Source organism: Lactiplantibacillus garii (assembly GCF_003885105.1).
In the GTDB taxonomy this organism is placed as follows: Bacteria; Bacillota; Bacilli; order Lactobacillales; family Lactobacillaceae; genus Lactiplantibacillus; species Lactiplantibacillus garii.
The window spans coordinates 1-22,728 of the sequence record NZ_QWZQ01000028.1; the positions used below are offsets into that span (position 1 = coordinate 1).

The 22,728-nt window shown below is 49.2% G+C and carries 18 protein-coding genes; 17 read left to right on the top strand and 1 reads right to left on the bottom strand.

Annotated elements, in window-relative coordinates:
- The first annotated feature begins 211 nt into the window (after nucleotides 1-211).
- From D1831_RS08845 to D1831_RS08875, 7 genes are all read left to right on the top strand, one after another.
- Nucleotides 212-703 (top strand): alcohol dehydrogenase, encoded by a 492-nt coding sequence (locus D1831_RS08845; protein ID WP_125072576.1) that lies wholly within the window; start codon nucleotides 212-214, stop codon nucleotides 701-703.
- 156 nt (nucleotides 704-859) lie between these two features.
- Nucleotides 860-1,654 (top strand): SDR family NAD(P)-dependent oxidoreductase, encoded by a 795-nt coding sequence (locus D1831_RS08850; RefSeq protein WP_125072577.1) that lies wholly within the window; start codon nucleotides 860-862, stop codon nucleotides 1,652-1,654.
- Nucleotides 1,655-1,835: 181 nt separating this feature from the next.
- Nucleotides 1,836-2,771, top strand: coding sequence for an ABC transporter ATP-binding protein (locus tag D1831_RS08855; protein ID WP_125072578.1), 936 nt, complete (start codon nucleotides 1,836-1,838; stop codon nucleotides 2,769-2,771).
- 5 nt (nucleotides 2,772-2,776) lie between these two features.
- A complete protein-coding gene (locus D1831_RS08860) occupies nucleotides 2,777-4,396 on the top strand; it encodes an ABC transporter permease (RefSeq protein WP_125072579.1) in 1,620 nt (539 codons plus the stop codon).
- An 18-nt stretch (nucleotides 4,397-4,414) separates the two neighbouring features.
- Complete coding sequence (locus tag D1831_RS08865) at nucleotides 4,415-5,056, top strand: TetR/AcrR family transcriptional regulator (RefSeq protein ID WP_125072580.1); 642 nt, start codon at nucleotides 4,415-4,417, stop codon at nucleotides 5,054-5,056.
- 261 nt (nucleotides 5,057-5,317) lie between these two features.
- Nucleotides 5,318-6,859 (top strand): FAD-binding protein, encoded by a 1,542-nt coding sequence (locus tag D1831_RS08870; RefSeq protein ID WP_125072581.1) that lies wholly within the window; start codon nucleotides 5,318-5,320, stop codon nucleotides 6,857-6,859.
- Between the two features lie 251 nt (nucleotides 6,860-7,110).
- Nucleotides 7,111-8,622, top strand: coding sequence for a flavocytochrome c (locus D1831_RS08875; protein WP_125072582.1), 1,512 nt, complete (start codon nucleotides 7,111-7,113; stop codon nucleotides 8,620-8,622).
- A gap of 89 nt (nucleotides 8,623-8,711) precedes the next feature.
- Here the strand turns inward: D1831_RS08875 and D1831_RS08880 are convergent, their stop codons facing one another.
- Nucleotides 8,712-9,230, bottom strand: a complete 519-nt coding sequence (locus D1831_RS08880) for a folate family ECF transporter S component (RefSeq protein WP_125072583.1) — start codon at nucleotides 9,228-9,230, stop codon at nucleotides 8,712-8,714.
- Nucleotides 9,231-9,457: 227 nt separating this feature from the next.
- On the opposite strand from D1831_RS08880, the gene D1831_RS08885 reads away from it, so the two are divergent.
- From D1831_RS08885 to D1831_RS08930, 10 genes are all read left to right on the top strand, one after another.
- Nucleotides 9,458-10,477, top strand: a complete 1,020-nt coding sequence (locus tag D1831_RS08885; protein ID WP_125072584.1) for a LacI family DNA-binding transcriptional regulator — start codon at nucleotides 9,458-9,460, stop codon at nucleotides 10,475-10,477.
- A gap of 43 nt (nucleotides 10,478-10,520) precedes the next feature.
- The gene (locus tag D1831_RS08890; RefSeq protein WP_125072585.1) at nucleotides 10,521-11,486 is read left to right on the top strand and encodes a LacI family DNA-binding transcriptional regulator; all 966 of its coding nucleotides are present in this window, start codon (nucleotides 10,521-10,523) and stop codon (nucleotides 11,484-11,486) included.
- A gap of 12 nt (nucleotides 11,487-11,498) precedes the next feature.
- A complete protein-coding gene (locus D1831_RS08895; RefSeq protein WP_125072586.1) occupies nucleotides 11,499-13,172 on the top strand; it encodes an alpha-glucosidase in 1,674 nt (557 codons plus the stop codon).
- 255 nt (nucleotides 13,173-13,427) lie between these two features.
- Nucleotides 13,428-14,687 carry an extracellular solute-binding protein gene (locus tag D1831_RS08900; protein ID WP_125072587.1) on the top strand — a complete coding sequence of 420 codons (1,260 nt, stop codon included), beginning with the start codon at nucleotides 13,428-13,430 and terminating at the stop codon, nucleotides 14,685-14,687.
- A 114-nt stretch (nucleotides 14,688-14,801) separates the two neighbouring features.
- Nucleotides 14,802-16,091: a carbohydrate ABC transporter permease gene (locus tag D1831_RS08905; RefSeq protein WP_125072588.1), complete on the top strand. Its 1,290-nt coding sequence runs from the start codon at nucleotides 14,802-14,804 to the stop codon at nucleotides 16,089-16,091.
- A 4-nt stretch (nucleotides 16,092-16,095) separates the two neighbouring features.
- On the top strand, nucleotides 16,096-16,977 hold the full coding sequence (locus D1831_RS08910; protein ID WP_125072589.1) for a sugar ABC transporter permease: 882 nt from the start codon (nucleotides 16,096-16,098) through the stop codon (nucleotides 16,975-16,977).
- 27 nt (nucleotides 16,978-17,004) lie between these two features.
- Entirely contained in the window at nucleotides 17,005-17,841 is an 837-nt protein-coding gene (locus D1831_RS08915) for a DUF1189 domain-containing protein (protein ID WP_225422839.1), read from the top strand.
- Nucleotides 17,842-17,875: 34 nt separating this feature from the next.
- Entirely contained in the window at nucleotides 17,876-19,198 is a 1,323-nt protein-coding gene (locus D1831_RS08920; RefSeq protein WP_125072590.1) for an alpha-amylase family glycosyl hydrolase, read from the top strand.
- 101 nt (nucleotides 19,199-19,299) lie between these two features.
- Nucleotides 19,300-20,406: an ABC transporter ATP-binding protein gene (locus D1831_RS08925; protein WP_125072591.1), complete on the top strand. Its 1,107-nt coding sequence runs from the start codon at nucleotides 19,300-19,302 to the stop codon at nucleotides 20,404-20,406.
- A 23-nt stretch (nucleotides 20,407-20,429) separates the two neighbouring features.
- The gene (locus tag D1831_RS08930; protein WP_125072592.1) at nucleotides 20,430-22,700 is read left to right on the top strand and encodes a glycoside hydrolase family 65 protein; all 2,271 of its coding nucleotides are present in this window, start codon (nucleotides 20,430-20,432) and stop codon (nucleotides 22,698-22,700) included.
- Nucleotides 22,701-22,728 lie beyond the last annotated feature (28 nt).

Sequence of the window (22,728 nt, forward strand, 5' to 3'; positions counted from 1 at the left end):
AAATAAAAATAGTAGTATTCTAAACTATAAGACAAAGCCGGAATGTGTGGTATGTTTATAAAATTGCTTTGGTTTATTAAAACTATAATAAATTATACTATGAATGTTTTTGTATTCGTCACAGTATTTTCACAAAATCAGTTTAACTTATATTTATTGAGTTCAACCAAGTAGGGTTGAATAGTCGTCAGAACTTAGCGAGGTGATTTTGATGCGACTAAAAGATTTAACAGGTGAAACCTTCAGTCGTTTGACGGTGGTTGAACGTGCCGAAAGTGCGCCCAACGGTAATGCCCGTTGGTTGTGTCAATGTTCATGCGGTCGGCAGGTCGTTGTTGACAGTTACCGGTTGCGTAAGGGCATCACGAAGAGTTGTGGTTGTCTGCGAGCCGACGTCAGCCGCAAAAATATTTTTGAGAACCCGAAGACCCGTAAAAATATGGGCCGCAGTGATAATTTACCACTGTACCAAGGAACGTCCGTTGACCGGTTAAAACCGAACAGTCGCAACCGCAGTGGGGTCATTGGGGTTTCGTTTGACCGCTGCTCTCAAAAATGGGTGGCCCGGTTGATGTACCGGGGGCGGTTGGTTTTGAACCAACAATTTGCTGACATGGATGACGCTATTTTAGCGCGGAAACAAGCTGAAGAACGCTACGTCATGCCCGTTCTAGAGGAATATGAAAAGAGTAGCACGGAATAGTCGCGTACATAGGATCCGGGAAGCCGTTTGGGCGGACCGGATCTTTTTTTGCATTTAATTTCCCGGGAAATATTAGCCGGGGCGTTACAGTTGAGTTGACTTAACAAACCGTTTAAACTTAATGCGCAGAATTAAAATTGAACGGAGGATTTTCCAATGGAAATGGGATTAGAGCATAAACGGGTGTTAGTTACGGGGTCAACTAAGGGGATTGGTCGCGCAATCGCCGAAGTCTTTGCGAAGGAGGGTGCCGACGTGGTGATTAACGGTCGGCGGGCGGAGACGGTTCAAGCCGTGGTTGATAAACTCACGGCGGATTACCCGGAAACGACGCCCGTCGCGGCTCCGTTTGATATTAGTGACCCGGATGAAGCGGCAAAATTGTTTAAGTTAGTTCCCACCGTTGACGTTTTAGTTAATAATATGGGAATCTTTGGGCCGATGGCGTACGCGGACATTGACGATGCCACTTGGGAACGGTTCTTTAAAGTTAACGTTTTATCCGGTAACCGGTTAGCTAAACACTACCTCCCCGCCATGCTGGCGAACGATTTTGGGCGAATTATTTTTATTGCCAGTGAAGAAGCGGTCATGCCATCCGGTGAAATGCCGCAATATTCCATGACTAAGTCCATGAACCTGTCATTGGCTAAGAGTCTATCGAAGTTAACGGTGGGGACCCACGTTACGGTGAATACCGTTATGCCGGGATCAACGCTGACGGAAGGGGTCCAACACATGCTAAACGAGATGTACGCGGACTCGGATTTACCAAAGAATCAGTGGGAACATGATTTTATGGTCAATCACCGGCCGTTGTCACAAATTCAACGGTTGATTCGTCCCGCCGAAATTGGCCGCTTAACGGTGTTTGTCGCGAGTCCGTTTGCGGGCAGCTTTTCGGGTGAAGCTTTACGGGCTGACGGTGGCTTAGTACCAACGCTTTATTAAGCTTAAAGATAACGCGTGTTCGGTAATTGACCGAACACGTTTTTTTATTCTCTTTTTACCGTTATTATGGGTTTTGGCCGACTAATTTGTTAAATTGACTCGCAAGTCATTGACTTACTGGTCAATGACGATTATGATTACTCCTGAAATTCAACGGTGCGGTGAACACCGCTAAAAGACGATGGGAGTGAGTTGGATGACGGAACAAGTACCATTATTAAAAGTGAACCACTTACAAAAGCGCTTTGGAAAGTTTGAAGCGCTAAAAGACGTTGATTTTGCTATTTATCCGGGGGAGGTTTTTGGGTTTATTGGTCCCAACGGTGCCGGTAAGTCGACGACGATTCGAATTTTACTCGGGATTTTACGGGCGAGTGCGGGCACGGCCACCTTTTTTGGTCGGGACGTTTGGAAGGACAGCGTGGCCATCCATGAGCGCATTGCCTACGTACCGGGGGACGTCTACTTGTGGCCCAACTTAAGCGGTGGAGAAATTATTGACTTGTTTTTGAAGTTAAACGGTGAAAAACACAGTTCCCGGACGGACGCCTTGATCAAAAAGTTTGAATTGGATCCGCGGAAGAAGGCCCGGACCTATTCCAAGGGGAACCGGCAGAAAGTGGCACTCATTGCTGCTTTTTCGACGGACGCTGATTTTTATATTTTTGATGAACCCACCTCGGGACTGGACCCGTTAAACGAACAAACCTTCCAAAATGAAGTTCTCCGGTTAAAACAACGCGGTAAGAGTGTTTTGTTATCTAGCCACATTCTTTCCGAAGTTGAAAAAATGTGTGATCGGATTGGGATCATTCGCGAAGGACGCATCGTGGAAACGGGGACGCTTACGGAAATGCGTCACCTGACACGAACCACGGTGGACGTGCAAACTGTTCGGCGACTTGACGGGTTAGATCAGTTGGCTGGCGTCCACGGGTTAACCGTTAAAGATGGCACTAACCACGTTAGTTTGGCGGTTGATGCGGACCAGTTAACGACCGTGATCCAATTTTTGACTGCCCGGACACTCGTTAGCTTAACAACCACGCCCCCCACGTTGGAAGACCTGTTTATGCGTTATTACGAAACGGATACACAACCAGCGGAGGGGAAGTGATTGGGATGCACTTAACGTCAATTTTTCAACGGAGCGGTTTATTGATCCGGTTTAACCTCAAACGGGACTGGGTCAAACTAGTTCTCTGGACCGTGATTATGGCGGGCTTACTAACGGTGATTGCGGCTAAATTTGATGGCATTTATAGTGACCAAACGGCTATTAATGAAATTGTTAAAACCTTAAAGACGCCGGCGATGGTTTCGCTATTTGGCGCGTTTACGGCCCAGCAGCCGTACACCACGGCAAAGGTGTTTGCTACCGAGATGGTGGTATTTATGGCGTTGTTTATGGTCGTCATGAATATTATGATTGCGGTCGCGACCACGCGGGGGGATGAAGACGCCGGCTTGCTTGAACTAGTTTGGGCACACGCGGTGGGCCGCGGTGCCCCGCTATTTGCCGGGGTAAGCGAATTGACCCTGTTAAACGGCGTCATTGGCGTACTCTTTGGTGCGGGGCTTCAAGTTGCACACATGCCCGGGGCGGATACGGCGGGAAACTGGTTGATCGGCTTCGCGTTGGCCGCGCTGGGCTGGGCGTTTGGCATGGTGACCCTGTTGGTTGCGCAAATTGCCGATAATGCCGGTGGTACCACCATGTTAAGCTATACTGTTTTGGGCGTGATGTACGTCGCACGGATGGGCACCGACGTCAGTCACCCACACTTGACGTGGTGGATTCCGTTTGGTTGGATTGAAAAAATTGGGGCGTACCAAGCTAACCACTGGCTCCCCGTGCTAATGTACTTATTATTAGGATTAGTTAGTTTGGGATTCGCAACGGGGTTAAATTTACACCGCGACCTCGGTGCCGGACTACTCGCAACGCGGCGGGGACGTCGGCGGGCCAGTGGTTGGTTACGCGGGCCGGCTAGCTTGCTTTGGCGCCAAGCGCGCGATTTAATGATTGCTTGGATCGTTGGTAACTTAGTTCTGGGGGCGTCTTACGGCTCGGTCTTTAACACGATTGGTGACTTGGCGAAGAGTAACCCGATGATCAAACAATTATTAGGGGCGACCGCCCTGGCCGCGGCCAACCGGTTAGTGGTCAAAAACTTTATTGCGATTTTAGCGATTGTTATGGCCGTCGTGGCGCTGATTCCAGCCATCCAGTTGATGTTAAGGCTGGTCGGTGACGAGCGTAAGGGCTATCTACACCAAGTTGCCGCTACCGCGACGTCGCGGTGGCACGTCTGGGCGGCGTATAGTGGTTGGGCGCTGCTTACGGGTACGCTAGTCTTTGCGGCCGGTTTACTCGGGATGTATTTAATGGGACTAACAAATATGCACGATCCCATCGGTTGGCGAACGTATTGGCACGTATTTGCGGCGTACCTTCCCGCCATGTTGGTCATGGTCGCGTTTGCGAGTCTGCTGAGTGGATGGTTTCCTAAGTGGCGGTTCTTAGCGTGGGTCTGGGTCGCATACGGGTTCTTTTCCCTGTACCTTGGCAATTTGATTGAGCTGCCCAAGTGGTCTAAGCACCTAACCCCGTTAGGTTTTGTGAATAAGGTTCCGGTAAAGGGTGTCGATTGGTCAACCAACTGGTGGTGCCTTGCGTTAACTGTGCTACTATTAATCGTAGCAGCAATTGGCTACCGGCGGCGGGATTTAGCCCAGTAGCGGAAAGGAACGACTAAGATGACGACTAAGGAAGTACCCAAGGATCCGCAAAAGGTTGCAAGAATTATGCAAGCGGCGCAACACGCGTTCGCCAAAGACGGGTACCGGGACGCTAAAACGGACAGTATTGCGGCGGCGGCAAAAGTTTCTAAGGGCTTGATATTTCACTACTACGGCAGCAAGCAGGCCCTATACGTTGCCACGGTTCAAGCGGCGACGGCGACCATTATGGCGACGATCGACCCCAAGGCGTACGAAATACCCACAGACCTGGTCGCGTTGGTCGTTAATGGCACTAAGTACAAGAGTGAATTTGGGCGCAGTCACCCGGATGAAATGCAGGTACTGATCAACGCGTACGGTGAGGTGGACCAGTTGCCCGAAAAGGTCCAGACACAGATCAAGGCGTTGTATGAACAAAGTATTGCCGTGACGCGGACGATGATTGGACAGGTTTTAGATAAAATGACTCTGCGTCCCGGGTTAGACCGGGACGTCGTGATTGGCTTGATCATGGGAGTTTACAATCAAGTTTTTGCCGAGTTTCAGGCCCACATGGTTAAAAATCACGACGTTAAATCCATGGATGACGTCCAGTGGATCGTAGAACGGGCCAAGGCTTACATGGGTATTTTAGAGTACGGTTTTGCCGAAACGTAGGTTGTTGAACGGAACGGCCACGGGCCTTGAACGCAGTACGCTAAGTGGGCGTTAAACCAGCAAGTTTTCCTAAACGGGGGAAGCTTGCTGGTTTTGTATTTAGTTAGGCCCTCAATTGATTGAATTTAAGGTAAGTTTCCCCGGCGGCGTTGCACCCCGCTATCTGATGGTTATTTAGAAAAGGAAATACTTTTTGGACCGTGGCGGGCTTAAAATTGTGGTAAGTTAGAGCTAAGAAATTAGATGAGGTGAGGGACCGGGATGGAATTGAATTTAACCGCTAAACAGCGTCAGCAATGGCAACGGCTGACGACCTTAATGGATGAAAATTTAATCACGCTTGCGGCGGAAGTGGACATGACGGGGCAAGTGAAGCCGGCCGTTTTAGAGGCACTGCGTCAGCGGCAATTGCCACAAACGGGGTTAGCCGATACTGATCGGCTGAGCCAACAAACCCTGTGTCTACTGGCCGTGACCCAGGTATCGGCTAGTTTGGCCACGTTGTTAGCCACCTGGTGGCAAGTGGCGGACGCCGTGCTCACTTTCGGCACCACGGCACAGCGCCAAACCTACTTGGATCAGTTGAAAATAATCGGGCTTCCCGCACTGGGCACGACCGGCACGCCGACTGCGGCGGTAACGGCACTGCCAGTAACGGACGGTTGGCAGCTGACCGGTACGGTCAAGCACGTGGTAAATGCTGGCCGGGCCCAAACTTACTTGATCGTGGCGCAGACGCCGCCCAACGTTCCGAGTGCTTTTTTGGTTTCCGCAAACCACCCCGGGGTAACGACGGGTAACCCGCTAGAACCCTTAGGATTACCCGGGTTAGCCGTGGCCGACCTTGAACTGGATCAAGTCAAGGTGACGGCGACTGACCGGCTGGGGCAGATTGGTCAGGGCTTCCCAATCATGCAACGCGCGCAAGCCGTTGGACGCGGGTTGTTAAGTGCGGTAGTGGCGGGAATTTTGAACCACGCCGCGACCCAAATCAAACAATTAGCACTAGGTGAACAACCCCCGCTAGTTGAGCTGACCCCGTTACTCGCAACCGCCCACGCGGTAGCACTTAGCGCACTGTCCGTAGCGGATCAAATTGACGCACACGTTCCGTTTGCGTCCGCGGCGGCACTAACGGGTTTTAATGCTAGTCAGCAGGGCGTTGCCCAGTTAACGGCCGTGACTGGTTTAATTGGTGACTTAGCTTACAGTCGCCGCTCACCACTCATGGCACTGACCCGTGACCTTCAAACGTTGCCCCTGTTGATGGGAACGCCGGCCGATTTAGCAACGGCGTTTGCAACGAGTCAGTTAAACGCCCCGGCGGCACCGGTTGACGGCGCCAAAGCTATCGAACCGGAACAACTTGCCGTGGCGGACCTGCACCGGGTCGTTAAAAAGCTGAATTTGACCAAGGACGTTCCGGTTAACGTGGGCAGCATTGCCACGGCTAAACGAATCGTAGCTTTAGGACGGGGGGCCCTGGACCCCGCCGTCCTATTGCAAGCCCAGCAACTGGCCAAGTGGATTGGAGCGGCCATCGCGGTTACTCAACCGCTGACGATGTTAGAACAGTTTAGCATTGATCAACAAGTTGGGGGTAACGCCATCCCGGTGGCTCCCGAAGTGCTGATCAACCTCGGGATTTCCGGAGACGACCAGTACTTAGCCGGGATAACCGGTGCCCAGCACGTATTGTCCGTGAACCAGGATGCGACTGCCCCGATAATGGCCGCGTCCCAACAAGTTTTTGTGGGAAAGGTCGCGGACTTTTTGGATGGGATGGTCGCCGCGTTAAACTAAACGGCATAAACTGGTGCGTAGTGACTGTTTCCACACACGATAAGAAAAATTAACGCGCGAATTGCTCAGTTAAGGTTGAGTAGTTGGCGCGTTTTAAAGTTACCCCAACGGCCGATTTACATTGTGAATATTTATCATAATAAGCGGTAAGAAGTTGATTAATTTTTACATAAAGGGGTTATTAAGCTGGGAACGGCGTGTTACAATAAATGAATAAATTCACAATATTTCATTTTTAGGGGGACTAGATGATGAAGGCACGCTTATTCTCAGTTGTCGCCAGTTTAACAATGGTGGCCGCGAGTTTATCGGGGTGTGGCAATGCCAACACCACCAAAAAGGCAAGTAGCAGTAGTAGTTCTAAGAAGACGGAGGTCACGACCGGGGCGTCCAAAACCCAGTATTCGGCCATGAAGGACTTGAAGTCGAAGTACGACGTGGTTATCGTGGGTGCCGGTGGTGCCGGTATGTCCGCTGCGTTAGCCGCTAAGGAAAAGGGGCTGAGCCCGGTCATCTTAGAAAAGATGCCGGTAGCCGGTGGGAACACCCTGAAGGCTTCTTCGGGGATGAACGCTTCGGAAACGAAGGTTCAGAAAAAAGCCGGAGTTAAAGATTCAAACGATAAATTCTATAACGAAACGTTAAAGGGCGGTCACGGGACCAACGATAAAAAGATGTTACGCTTCTTTGTTGACCACTCTGCCAGCGCGGTGGATTGGTTAGATGGCATGGGTATCAAGCTGACCAACTTAACGATCACTGGTGGGATGAGCGTGAAACGGACGCACCGTCCGGCCGATGGTTCCGCGGTTGGGGGCTACTTAGTTAGTGGCTTACTCCGCAACGTTAAGAAAAATAACATACCAATCTACGTTAACGCCGACGTAACTAAGATCAATGAGCAGGCGGGCAAGGTTGACGGGGTTAAAGTTAAATTTAACCAGGATAAGACCAAAACAATCAGTTCTAAAGCCGTTATTGTAACGACCGGGGGCTTTGGGGCTAGCAAGTCCATGATCAAAAAATATCGTCCGGATTTGGTTAAGTACGTCACGACCAACCAGGCTGGGAGTACCGGTGACGGGATCAAGATGATCACCAAGCTAGGTGGTTATACGGTTGATATGAATAAGATCCAGATTCACCCAACGGTTTATCAAAAGCCGCCGTACCTAGTCGGGGAAGCCGTTCGTGGTGAAGGTGGAATCCTGATCAACAAGCAGGGCCAGCGGTTTACGAACGAGATGGGGACCCGGGACGTCGTTTCAGCGGCCATTAACAAACAGGCCGGAAAGTACGCGTACGTGCTTTTTGACGGAGGCGTGAAGAAACGGGTCACGGCCATCAACCAGTACCAAAAGAAGGGAATGGTCGTTTCGGCCGATAGTTTGAGCGGGTTGGCTAAAAAACTGGGCGTTTCCAGCGCTAACCTAAAAACAACGGTCAAGACTTGGAATAAAGACGTTAAGAACAAAAAGGATGCGCAGTACAAGCGGACGACCGGGATGGACAACCAGTTGAACACGCCGAAGTATTACGCCATTAAAGTTGCCCCCGGCATTCACTACACGATGGGCGGGGTTAAGATCAACCCGCAAACCGAAGTGTTGAAGAAGTCCGGTCAGGCGATCCCGGGACTTTACGCTGCTGGTGAAGTAACCGGTGGGCTGCACGGGGATAACCGCATTGGTGGAAACTCCGTAGCCGAAATCGTGATCTTCGGCCGTCAAGCGGGGACCCAGGTTGCTAAGTACGTTAAATAAGCGGGACCGTCACTTGGAGTGATTTCCGTGCGTTATAAAGGTTAAAAGACCGCCAGCTACTCGATTTTGGAGTGGCTGGCGGCCTTTTTTTATTGCAGCTTGAACTTACTCGTCAGCTGATTAAGAACGGGAACCTTAAAGAGGGCTAATAAAACGGCGGTATAAATGAGGTAGGTCACGATTTCTTGGATCAAACGGGTCGTCAGTAGTACTGTCCACGGGGTCATGTACATGGTGTGGAGCCACAGGCTATTAAGAATGAAGTTCCAAACGAAGACCACGATGAAATTGGCGCATAGGACGCGGGTCAGGGTCGTGTGGTGCTGAAAAGCCAGACCGAACGTCAAGCCGGTTAAAAAGGCGGTTAAAATGAACCCCGGAAAAAAGGTAAACTTCGGAAACAGCAACATGCCTAAAAAGTAGGCTAATGCCGTACTGCCGGCAGTCACGAGTGGTGAAAAGAGCCGGGCCGTTAACGCCACAATAATAAAGGCAAAGGCAATTTTGGTAGTTAAAAATTGAATGGAGAGGAGGCTGCCCAGCACAATTTGCATGGCGGTCAGCACGCCGAGTAACGTGAGTTTTTTAACGGTGGATTGTGAAGTCATAGTGATAAGATTCCCCCAAAATGATTGATTAACTTGTATTGTAGTGGAAAAGGTGGGTTAATGCCAGTTAAATTTAACCAACCACGGGTTGTGAGGAATTTTAAGTCGTGCGGGATAATTATAAAAATTGTGAAATTAAATTACGCAAATTTATGCAATCGCTTGCAAAAGATTTGAAAACGTTTTATATTTAAGCGTGTAGAAACCATTAGATCGGGGGGAACAACATGGCAACAATTAAGGATGTTGCCCAGCGTGCGGGGGTGTCGCCATCGACGGCTTCCCGTGCAATGCATGGCAGTAAAATTATTAGTAAACCAACCCGGGACAAGGTTGTAAAAGCGGCCCGGGAATTAAATTACGCACCGGATTTTAACGCTCAAAACCTGGCAACGAAGGCTAGTAACACGATTGGCGTCGTTTTACCCGTAGACCACCACGAAATTTTTTCGAACCCGTTCTTCTTAGAAATGATTCGCGGAATCAACGAGGTCTGCAGTAAAAACGGGTCAATGACGACGCTGGCGACCGGCATTTCCAGTGACGAACTGGTACATAACATTGACGTGATGATTGCTCAGGGACATATTCGGAATTTTATTTTGTTATATTCAGAAAAAAATGATCCGGTCGTGGCCCGCTTGAACCACTTTGACGTGCAGTACGTGGTGATTGGCAAACCGTACCAGGAAGTCAACAAGACGTCCTACGTGGATAACGACAATATTCAGGCGGGAACCGACGCGGCCCAGTATTTGCTGGACCGGGGACACCGCCGGATCTGCTTTTTATATTCAGATTTAACTAAAATGGTCCAGGGTGACCGGATGCTTGGGTACCAACGGGCCATGATGCAACAAAATTTACCCAACATTATGTTGGAAGAACGGTTTGAAAACCACGCTGCCGGCGTGGCGGCACTCAAAACTTTCTTCGAGCAGTACCCCGACGTGACTGGTTTTGTTGCGGTTGACGATATGATGGCATTAAAGCTCCAACAGGTGCTCCATAATGATCCGGAATGGAAAGTTAAGCAGTTTTCACTGATTGGGTTTAATAACTCGATTTTTTCCGACCTGGCACACCCGACCCTCACGTCGGTTGCCGTCTTTCCCCAACGCTTAGGGGAGGAAGCTGCAAAAATTGCTATGGCCGATCACCCGACGGACGAACTGTCCACGGCGGTGATTGTCCCGCACCAAATTGTCAAACGCCATTCGGTGCACCAAATCAAATCATTAAAGTAAGTAGCGGGTACCAGGATTCAGCTAAAGAGGGGGAATTTAGTTAATGGCAACGTTAAACGATGTCGCTAAGCGGGCCAACGTCTCTAAAATGACGGTTTCGCGGGCGATCAACCATCCAGAACAAGTTCGACCGGAATTACGCGATAGTATTTTGCACGTGATGGCCGAGTTAAATTATCAACCCAACGCGGCCGCGCGGGCGTTAGTGAGTCGGCGGACGCGGGTCGTTAAATTGACCATTTTTGAGGATATGGACACCACCGAACCGTACTACATGATGCTACTGGCCGGAATTTCCAACGAACTGAATCAACACCAGTACGCGTTGCAACTCGCCACGAGTAATAGTTACGAAGTTGGGGAGTGTGACGGGTATATTTTAACGGGCATTCGGCAAAAAAATTACGCCTGGGTCGAACAGTTACGACAACCAGTCGTCTTTTTCGGCCGCAACCAGCAGGGTTATGATTACGTTGACACTAATAATTACCAGGCGATTCAAGACAGTGCGGGTTACGCCGTCCAAACCGGTTATACGAACCTGGTTTTTGTCGGAATCGCGGTGGATGAACCCTTTGAAACGGACCGTGAGCAGGGTTTTCGCGACTTCGTGACCCAAACCGGTGTGGGCGCCCGGATGATCCGGCTGGCGAACCATTGTCACGTCGCGACCGATTACGTGCGCCAGCATTGGCGGGAATTTCCCCGCAATACCGCCTTTATTTGTGCGAGTGACCGTTTGGCTATCGGCATCGAGGACGGCGTCATCCTGCAAGGCGGGCGGGTCCCCGACGATTACGGGATCATTGGCTTTGACGGGGTTCTATTAAACCAGATCGCGTCTAAACGCCTAACGACCATGCAGCAACCCTTAGAGGCAATGGGCCGGGCCGCCGCACGGTTATTGTTAGCCAACATCGCGCACCCGGATACGGAAAGTCAGCCCCACGCGCAGGAAAAAATCATTATTAATTCACGGTTATCGATCTCGGAATCGACCCGTGCATAGAGGAGCAATTTTATGAGTAAACACTGGTATGACCACCAAACCATTTATCAAATTTATCCTAAAAGTTTTAACGACAGTAACCATGACGGGGTGGGCGATATTCCCGGGATCACGGCTAAGGTGCCGTACTTGAAACAACTGGGGATCACCACCATTTGGTTAAACCCCATCTATCAATCACCGCAAGTTGATAACGGCTACGACGTGTCGGACTATTATCAAGTTGACCCGCGCTTGGGCACAATGGCCGAAGTTGAAACGTTGATCAAAACGGTGCACGCTAACGGAATGCACATTATTTTTGACTTCGTTTTGAACCATACTTCCGACCAACACCCGTGGTTTAAACAAGCGTTAGCTGATCCAACTGGTCCTTACCGGGACTATTACTTATGGCAAGACCCCGCCGCGGACGGGGGCCGGCCCAATAACTGGGGTTCCTTCTTCGGGGGCAGTGTCTGGGAAAAGGACCCGACCGGCGGTTCCCAGTATTATTTCCACTTGTTTGATAAGCGGATGCCCGACCTTAACTGGAAAAACCCGGCGGTCCAACAAGCCATGCAAGCCGTTGCTGAATTTTGGGTCGATAAGGGGATCGACGGTCTGCGCCTCGACGCCTTCATTCACTTAGCCAAGGCTGATTTTCGGCAAACGTACCCGAGCGTGACTGGTGACCAGACCCCGATTATTAGTGACATGTTTTACGCGCACCTGCCCAAAGTTCACCAGTACTTGCACGACTTTGTGGCGGCAATCAAGGCTAAGCACCCCGAAACCTACGTGGTCGGGGAAGCGTCTTCCGCCGATCCGCACCTGATGGTCGATTATACGAAACCGGGGAGCGACGAGTGTGATAATGTGATTACGTTTAAGACGTTTGCCGATGATAATTCCGGTGACGACCCGCACTTCTCCGACGCGTTTCAACCGCGCCCCATGGACGTGACCACCTACAAGCAGCACACCGTTGGGATTCAGGCGGCCCTAGCTGGGACTAGTTTGCCCACGCTTTATTGGAATAATCACGACATGGCCCGGGTAGCTACCCGCTACGGCGACGCGGATTACCCGGTGGCCAGTGCTAAGTCGCTGGCCACCGCACTCTACTTGCAACGGGGGATCCCCATTATTTACTACGGTGAAGAATTGGGCTTGACCAACATTCGTTACGAGAACGTGGCCGACTTTGAAGATCAGACGGTGCCGGACTTCGTCGCCAGTGCCCAGGCCGCGGGCAAAAAAATGCCGGCAATTCTGGCCATGCTCAATCAAACCCATAAAATGGCGGGCCGGGGCCCGATGCAATGGGACGATACGGCCTATCACGGCTTCTCCGATCACTTACCGTGGAAACACGGGGAAACTGATAATATGAATGCCCAGGCCGAGATGGCGGACGCTAACAGTGTCTTTAACTATTACCGTCAGTTGTTAGCCTTGAAGCAGCAGGCCCCGTTCGTTAACGGACAATTTATCATGTTACCAAGCGATGAGCGGCTCTTTACTTACCTGATTGATGATGATCAGCAGCAAGCAGCGGTTATTTGTAACTTAACTAACCAACCGCAAACCTACACGTTACCGTTTGCAGGAAAACGCACGTTACTCGTGCAAGGCGGTGCGAGTGTAACCGAAAAGCAAGTTACCTTACCAGCGTGGAGTAACATCGTGGTGGCGCCCGACTAACCTGGTAGTGATTGGTTATGCATCAATTGGTATAGTATTACCTATGTTAATGTTTATAAACAAATATCGTTAACATTTTATTAATTGGTATAAATCCTAATTTAACAGTAAATCCTAGCTATTTAATGAGCTAGGATTTATTTTTTAACAAATATTGTTAACGTTAACATTACGAAAACGCTTGCGAAAGCGTTTGCACAGTTGCATAATAAATTATGGTAAATGAATTAAGATACTTCGCAAGGAGGAAGCACTATGAGTACTTGGAAAAAGTTGGGGATGGGTGCGTTAGCCACTGGCTTGGCACTCACGCTTGTAGGTTGTGGTAATAGTAAATCGTCATCGTCCAGCTCTTCATCAAAGATGGATAAGACGTTAAAGGTTTCAGCGGACCCTTCGTATAAATCATATATGAAGTCTGTGATTCCAAAGTTTGAAAAGAAGTACAACGTTAAAGTTAAGATTTCATACAAGGCCATGCTTGATGAAGACGACGCTTTGAAGTTGGACGGCCCTTCAGGTAAGGGACCCGACGTTTTAATGGCACCATACGACCGGGTTGGTCAAATGGCGTCACAAGGTCAATTATCTACGGTTAAGTTAGTTAACGGTCGGTACAATAGCACTGGTAAGAAGTCCGTTACTTACAAAGGTAAGGTTTACGCGGCGCCCGTTACCATCGAATCCGACGTTCTCTACTATAACAAGAAGTTGATTAAGAACGCGCCAAAGAGCTTCACCGAACTTGAAAAGTTAGCTAAGAGCAGCAAGTACGCTTACGCTAACGACAAGACGAAGTCCGTTGCCTTCTTAACACAGTGGACTAACTTCTATAACTCATTTGGTGTGATCAAGGGTTACGGTGGTTACGTCTTCGGTGACAACAACACTAACGCCAAGAAACTCGGCTTGAACAACGCCGGTGCCGTTGAAGGGTTAACTTACATGACCAAGTGGTTCACGAAGTACTGGCCAAGTGGGATGCAAAACGTGACCTCCAACGAAAACTTCGTAACGTCACAATTTACTTCTGGCAAGACCGCGGCCGTTATCGATGGTCCTTGGATGGCTTCAACTTACAAGAAGTCTAAGATCGATTACGGGGTTGCCGTTTTACCTACTTTGACTAACGGTAAGGATTATCAAGCGTTTGCCGGTGGGAAAGCTTGGGCAATTTCAAACTACTCTAAGCACAAGACCGCGGCTCAAGCTTGGTTAGACTTCATTTCAAACGATGCTAGCCAAAAGAGTCTTTACAAGTCTGCTAGTGAAATTCCGGCCAACACGGTTGCACGTAAGTCCGCCGTTGCCTCTGGTGATGACATGGCCAGCGCCGTTTCTAAGCAGTACGACAAGGATGTTCCTTTGATTAACTTGCCACAAATGGCTGAAGTTTGGACACCAGCTCAAACGATGGTTACCAACGCTGCTAGCGGCAAGATGACACCAAAACAAGCTGCTAACAAAGCACAAAAGACCATTTCAACTAATATCTCTCAGAAGTATGACAACTAGACATTATTTTAAATAGCGTTTAAGGGGGCTGAAACAAAATTCGTTTTGTCTCAGCCTTTTTAAAAAGAAAAATGCACTTAATTTAGGATTTATTAGGAAAGGGGTACGGGCGACATGCAGAAAAAAGATGCAAAAAAAGCGCAACGCCTGTCAATTATTCCCGGGTTGGGTCAGTTCTATAACGGCCAAACGATCAAGGGTGTCCTCTTCATCATCATTTTACTGGCGTTCATTGCACAGCTAGCCTTTGGCGGGATCAATGCGTTTGCAAACCTGGTTACGCTCGGGTCGGTTTCGATGCAAGATAACTCCCTGTTTATGATGATCTACGGGACGTTACAAATTTTAATCACCATTCTATTCATTATTTTCTGGATTGCGAACATGTACGACGCGAAACACGTTGCACAGTTGTTAAATAACGGTAAGAAGGTTTCCCACACGTTCAAAGAACTGGGGGCCAACCTCGTTGGTGGGGGCTTTGCTTACTTACTAACGATTCCGGCGTACATCCTGATGATCTTCGCCATCGTGTTCCCCGTACTGGTCACCTTACTGATGGCCTTTACGAACTACGATTTCGCGCACATTCCGCCAGCCATGTTGCTGGACTGGGTCGGCTTTAAGAACTTCACGTCGATGTTCTTCCTGAGTGGTTACCGGTCGACGTTTAACGCCGTCTTTGGCTGGACCGTCATCTGGACCGTTTGTGCCACGACGTTACAAATTATTATTGGAATCGCTACGGCGGTCATTGCCAACCAAAACTTTATCAAGGGCAAGCGGTTCTTTGGGGTGATTTTCCTACTCCCATGGGCCATTCCCGCCTTCGTTTCCATTATGAGTTTTTCGAACATTTTTAACGATTCTGCCGGTGCCATCAACGTGCAAGTCATTGGCTTATGGAACACCTTAGTTCCGTTTGCCCACATTGCGCCGATCCACTGGATGACCGACACTTTCTGGACCAAAGTAGCCATTATTATGATTCAAGGCTGGTTAGGATTCCCGTACATCTACGTGATGATTACCGGGATCTTGCAAGCCATTCCCGAAGATTTATACGAAGCCGCAACGTTGGACGGTGCGACCGTGATGCAGAAATTCAACCGGATCACGTTACCGACCATCTTTGCGATTGCCGCACCAATCTTCGTGACGCAATACACGTTTAACTTCAATAACTTCTCGATGATCTACCTGTTCAACCAAGGGGGTCCCGGTGATGTCGGCGCTAACGCCGGTGGGACTGATATCTTGATTTCATGGATCTACAAGTTAACGACCGGGACGTCACCGCAGTACTCACTGGCGGCCGCCGTTACGTTGATCATTTCCGTACTGGTTATCGGGATTTCGCTGATCGTCTTCAAGAAGACGCACGCGTTTGAAATGGGGGACTAGTGTTATGGAAAATGCAACTGCAGCACCAAAAAATGTAAATTCCAAACAAAATAGCGCCCGGCGGCATCGTTTCTGGAAAGAGTTCTTTACGTACCTGTACATGGTTGTTTTGGCAATCATCATCATTTATCCGGTATTGATCACGTTCATTACCGCTTTCAAGGATGCCAACGTTCAAGCCTTCGTGCTCGACTTTGGTGGCAAGTGGACGTTAGCGAACTTCAAAGCACTCTTTACCACGACGCTGTACGGCAGCTGGTACTTGAACACCATGATCATTTCAATCTCATGCATGGTTATTCAAGTTATCGTTGTGACCTTAGCGGGTTACGTTTATAGTCGTTACCGCTTTGCCGGTAAGAAATTCAGTTTGACGTTCTTCATTGTCATTCAAATGGTGCCAACCATGGCGGCTTTAACGGCTTACTACGTTTTAGCTAACATGTTAAACGCCTTGGACCACTACTGGTTCCTAACCGCCATTTACATTGGTGGTGGGATTCCACAAAATACGTGGTTAATGAAGGGATACTTCGATAACGTGCCGTACGACCTGGACGAATCTGCCAAGTTGGACGGGGCCGGCAATTTTAAAATTTTCTGGTCAATCGTCTTACCACTGGTTAAACCAATGATCGCGGTTCAGGCGCTCTGGGCTTTCATGTCACCAGTTCAAGATTACCTGATGGCGAAGTTCTTACTGACATCTGAATCACACTACACGGTTGCCGTGGGGTTACAAACGTTCATTAATAACGCACAAAATCAACAAGTCGTACTATTCTCGGCGGGGGCGATCTTAGTCGCGTTACCAATTGCCTGCCTGTTCTTCTACCTGCAACGGTTCTTCGTTTCCGGATTACTCGCTGGTGGGAGCAAGGGTTAACACAAACTTTAGTAGGGGTGAAATTAGATGCAAATGACAGCAAAAAAAGAAGGCGCAACGGCTTTCCCAGTCCGGTTTTTCGGCAGTCTCTTCTCACCTCGAAGAATGTTTGCCAACCGTGACAAGTACAACTGGTTACAGATCATCGTCCTGTTTATCTTCTTAACGGCGGTGATGGTCATGCCGATCCCGTTTTATTACAATCACCAAACGAACTTTAACTTAAAGCCGTTTTTACCGGCAATTGACCGGATGGCTGATAGTTCGGCGATGCAAACGGCCTTTAAGCAAGCCGGTTTTAAGGATCAGCAGTTTACCAACGTAAAACACCAAGTCATTCTTAAGAACGGTAACGAGGTGGCCGGTTTTAACCTCACCGCCGCCGACATGGCGGGACGTAAAAACGTGATCAACATGCACGCCAAAACGTTTCAAGTTAAGTCGGTCGGTAGTGAATTTAACGCCAAGTACGTGCCGACGTACGATTTAAAGACCAACGCGCACGATTTCTTAGTCGATTCTTGGTATCAAAGTAATAAAGTGATGATTGGCCTGTTCATGTTGATGACACTCGGGCTGATCATCGTGGGGGTCAATTTGATCCTCGTTAACGGCGCGGCGTTCTTCTTGTTCCTGTCACGCCACAACAAGATTACTCACATTCGCAATTATCGCGAAGCCGTCAACTTAGCGCTGATGATGATGGGCATTGGAAGCTTACTGGCAATGGTCATCGGCTTGATTCACTTTGACGTGACGATTGAACTGACCGTTCAGTCCCTGAGCTTAGCCTTTGTCGTACTGTGGGTTTACCTTAAAACTAAATTTAAAGATCCAGAAGTTGATGAAACCGGCGTCTTTTAACCGGTTGGAATTAAAAGAGAAATGAGGAAGACTAATGGCACGCGATACGCAAACGGAGTTACGCAACGACATGATTTATTCCGTGTTCGTCCGGAATTATTCGAAATCTGGTAAATTCGCCGCGGTCACCGCTGATCTGCAACGGATCAAGGACCTCGGAACGGATATTCTATGGCTATTACCAATTTATCCGATTGGGGAAGCCAACCGTAAAGGAACGTTGGGTTCACCATATGCAATCAAGGATTACCGGGGAATCAACCCGGAATACGGGACCATCGATGATTTCAAAGAATTGACGGAAAAGGCGCACGCACTCGGGATGAAAGTGATGCTAGACATCGTCTACAACCACACTTCCCCCGATTCGGTGCTTGCGACCCAACACCCGGAATGGTTTTACCACGACGCCGACGGTCATTTAACCAACAAGGTCGGTGACTGGAGCGATGTAAAAGATCTGGATTACGGTCACCACGAACTTTGGCAGTACCAGATCGACACCTTACTTTACTGGAGCCAGTTCGTTGACGGGTTCCGCTGCGACGTTGCCCCGTTAGTGCCCCTCGATTTCTGGTTGGAAGCGCGGCGGCAAGTTAACGCTAAGCACCCGGGAACCCTCTGGTTAGCTGAATCCGCTGGGAGCGGCTTTATTGAAGAGCTTCGGGCGCAGGGGTACGTCGGTTTATCCGATAGTGAACTTTTCCAAGCCTTTGACATGACTTATGATTACGACGTATTTAGTGATTTTAAAGAATATTGGCAGGGACAAAGCACCGTGGCACGTTACGTTGACTTGTTACAACGGCAAGATGCCACCTTCCCAGCTAATTACGTTAAGATGCGGTTCTTGGAAAACCACGATAACGCGCGGATGATGAGTTTGTTACACAGCGAACCCGAAGCCGTAAACAATTTAACGTGGATCTTCCTGCAACGGGGTATTCCGTTAATTTATAACGGTCAGGAATTCTTGGCCGAACACGAGCCGTCCCTCTTTGATAAGGATGACATTGTGGCTGACCGGCATGGTGACATAACGAGTCTGATCCAAAAACTAGTCAGCATTAAAAAATTACCCGTTATGCGGGCGGCTGACTACCAATTAGCCGTAGTGGAAGACGGGGTCATCAAAGTGACTTACCGGGGTGCTGGTGAAGCCCTAGTTGCCTTTATTCCTTTAAAGGGACAGGTAACAACGGTCGCCACGACGCTGGAAACGGCAACGTATTCGAACTTGTTAACGGATGCGGACGTCAAGGTTAGTGATGGTAAACTGGCCGTTAACGGTCAACCCGTTTTGATCAAATATGCCACGGATACGGCGGCCACTAAGGTTGCTGATCAATCCAACTAGCTGACTATCAGCTTTAATTTTTGAACGTAAAAGCAACCGGTTGCGGCCGATTGCGTATTAGGACGTAGCTTAGTAGTGAGAAAACAGGGGAGTGGATTTCGATGGTTGAAATGAATCTCGAACACATTTACAAAAAATACGAAGGTAACGAAAATTACTCCGTTACCGATATGAACTTGGATATTAAAGACGGCGAATTCATCTTCTTCATCGGCCCGTCCGGTTGTGGGAAGTCGACCACGTTACGGATGATTGCCGGGTTGGAAGATATCAGTAAAGGTAACTTTAAGATGAACGGCCAAGTTATGAACGACGTGGAACCTAAGGACCGGGACATCGCGATGGTTTTCCAAACCTACGCGCTGTACCCGAACATGAGTGTTTTTGATAACATGGCCTTCGGGTTACAAATTCGTAAAACGTACAGCAAGGCTGAGATTAAAAAGCGGGTGGATAACGCCGCCGAACAGTTAGGCCTAACCGAATACTTGCAACGTAAACCAGCGAACTTGTCTGGTGGGCAACGGCAACGGGTTGCACTGGGCCGGGCAATCGTCCGGGATGCCGGGACGTTCTTACTGGACGAACCGTTATCTAACTTGGATGCTAAGCTGCGGGTCGACATGCGGACGACCATCGCCCAAATGCACCAACGTTTAAAGACCAACATGATCTACGTCACCCACGACCAAGTCGAAGCGATGACCATGGCCGACCGGATCGTGATTATGAATGACGGGAAGATCATGCAAGTTGGGACGCCGCACGAACTCTACAACGAACCAGTTAACCAGTTCGTGGCCGGTTTCATGGGTTCACCTTCCATGAACTTCTTTACCGCGACGCTGCACGATGGCCGGGTAACCGATGGTGAAGGCTTAGACGTGGCCGTGCCGGAAGGGCAATTGAAGGTTTTGAAAGCCCAGGGTTACGACCAAAAACAAATGATCGTTGGGATCCGACCGGAAGACATTCACGCGGAACGGATCGCGTTGGAAGCGATGCCGGACTCAATTGTGAAAACCAAAGTCATGGTTTCTGAATTCTTGGGTGCCGACAGTATGTTGTACTGCACGGCCGGAAAGTCGAAGTTCACCGCAAAAGTGGACGCACGGGATTACCATAATCCGGGTGAAAACATTGAAGTTGCCTTTGAAATGGCTAAGGCCCACTTCTTTGATCCTGAAACCAAGGATGTCATTCGTTAATTCGGTTTAGGAGGAGCAGTTAAATGAAACGTATTTTTGAAGTGAATCCGTGGCACGTGGTTAGTCACGAATTAGTCCCGACGGATAAACGTTTACAAGAAAGTATGACGAGTATCGGGAACGGCTACATGGGGATGCGCGGTATGTTTGAGGAACACTATTCCAATGATTCTTTAAAGGGCATCTACATCGGTGGTGTTTGGTATCCCGATAAAACTCGGGTTGGCTGGTGGAAAAACGGTTACCCGGACTACTTCGGCAAGGTCGTTAACGCGGTCAATTTCATTAAGGTCAATTTAACGATCGACGGTGACCAAGTTGACTTGGCGAAGGACGAAATTAGTGATTTTACGGTCGATTTGGACATGCATACCGGCGTCTTGCGGCGTTCATTTATCGTTACGAAGGGTGACAAGCGGGTCCAGTTCTTGATTGACCGCTTTGTCAGTGCCGCCCAAAAGGAACTGTTTGACGTCCATTATAGTGTTCACAACCTGAGTGCCGAACCGGTTCAAATCGGCTTTATTTCCCAAATTGACGCCGACGTTTTTAACGAAGACGCCAACTATGACGAACAGTTCTGGCAAGTCCTTGATAAGAGTCACGCCGTTACCGGTGGCAGCATGATTGCTGAAACCAAACCGAATGATTTTGGAACGCCCCGTTTTACCCTGGGAATGCAAATGTTGCACCAGACCGATTTTCGGGGGGCCAACGCACCTGAAACTGAAAAGGCGGTTACCAACATTTTCCGTGGAACGCTAGCTGCCGATGAAACGCAGAATTTTGAAAAGCGGGTCATTGTCGTGACTTCCCGTGATTATGACAGTTTACAAGCGCTACGTAGCGGTTTGGCAAAACTCAGTGAAAAGTTGAGTGGCGCGACTTACGAAGACCTACTACGGGCTCACGAAGCTGTTTGGGCTAAACGCTGGGAATTAGCCGACGTGGTGATTGACGGTGACGACGCGGCCCAACAAGGTATTCGCTTTAACCTCTTCCAGTTATTCTCAACTTATTACGGGGAGGATAAGCGCTTGAACCTCGGTCCTAAGGGCTTCACCGGTGAAAAATACGGTGGTGCGACTTATTGGGATACCGAAGCGTTCGGAGTACCGTTCTACTTGTCGTTAGCGAAACCCCAAGTGACCGAAAACTTGTTGGAATATCGCTATAACCAATTAGCAGGGGCCTTCCATAATGCCAAGCAACAGGGCTTAGCCGGGGCGTTGTACCCGATGGTGACCTTTAACGGGATTGAATGCCACAACGAATGGGAAATTACGTTTGAAGAAATTCACCGTAACGGTTCCATCGCTTACGCCATCTTTAACTACACCCGTTATACGGGCGACGACACTTATTTGAAGACCAAGGGAATTGACGTATTAACGGCTATCTCGCGGTTTTGGGCGGACCGGGTCCACTTCTCAGAGCGTAAGCAGATGTACATGATTCACGGGGTCACCGGCCCAAACGAATACGAAAACAACGTGAATAACAATTGGTACACCAACTTCATGGCACGTTGGACGTTAGAGTACACGTTGGCTAGTTTGAAAAAGGTTACAGCGGATAAGCGTACTGACTTAAACATCAGTGCCGACGAATTGGCGAAGTGGCAAGATATTGTGGACCGGATGTACTTCCCACACGATGACAAGCTGGGGATCTTTGTCCAGCAAGATACGTTCCTGGATAAAGACCTAAAGCCGGCATCCTCGATTCCAGCGGACCAGCGGCCAATCAACCAGCACTGGTCATGGGACCACATTTTACGGTCGCCGTACATTAAGCAAGCCGACGTTTTACAAGGGATCTATTACTTTATGGATCGCTTTACACCGGAACAAAAGAAGGCTAACTTTGATTTCTATGAACCGTTAACGGTCCACGAATCAAGCTTGTCGCCCGCCGTTCACGCGGTTTTGGCGGCCGACTTACACTACGAAGACAAAGCGGTTGAAATGTATCAGCGGACGGCCCGTTTAGACCTGGATAACTACAACAACGATACGGTCGACGGGTTGCACATTACGTCGATGACCGGCTCGTGGTTGGCAATTGTGCAAGGCTTTGCGGGAATGCGGGTCAGGGACGATACCTTGGCGTTTGCACCGTTCGTACCGAAAGCTTGGACGCACTACCAATTCCACGTTAACTTCCGGGGTCGTTTACTGAAAGTCGACGTTGACCAACAGGGAACGACGGTCACGTTAGTTAGCGGGGAACCGTTAACGATCGAGTTAAATGGTCAGTCGGTGGCGGTGGCGGATACCGTTTCGACAAAATAAATTAGCAAACAACCGACTTGATCTCTGC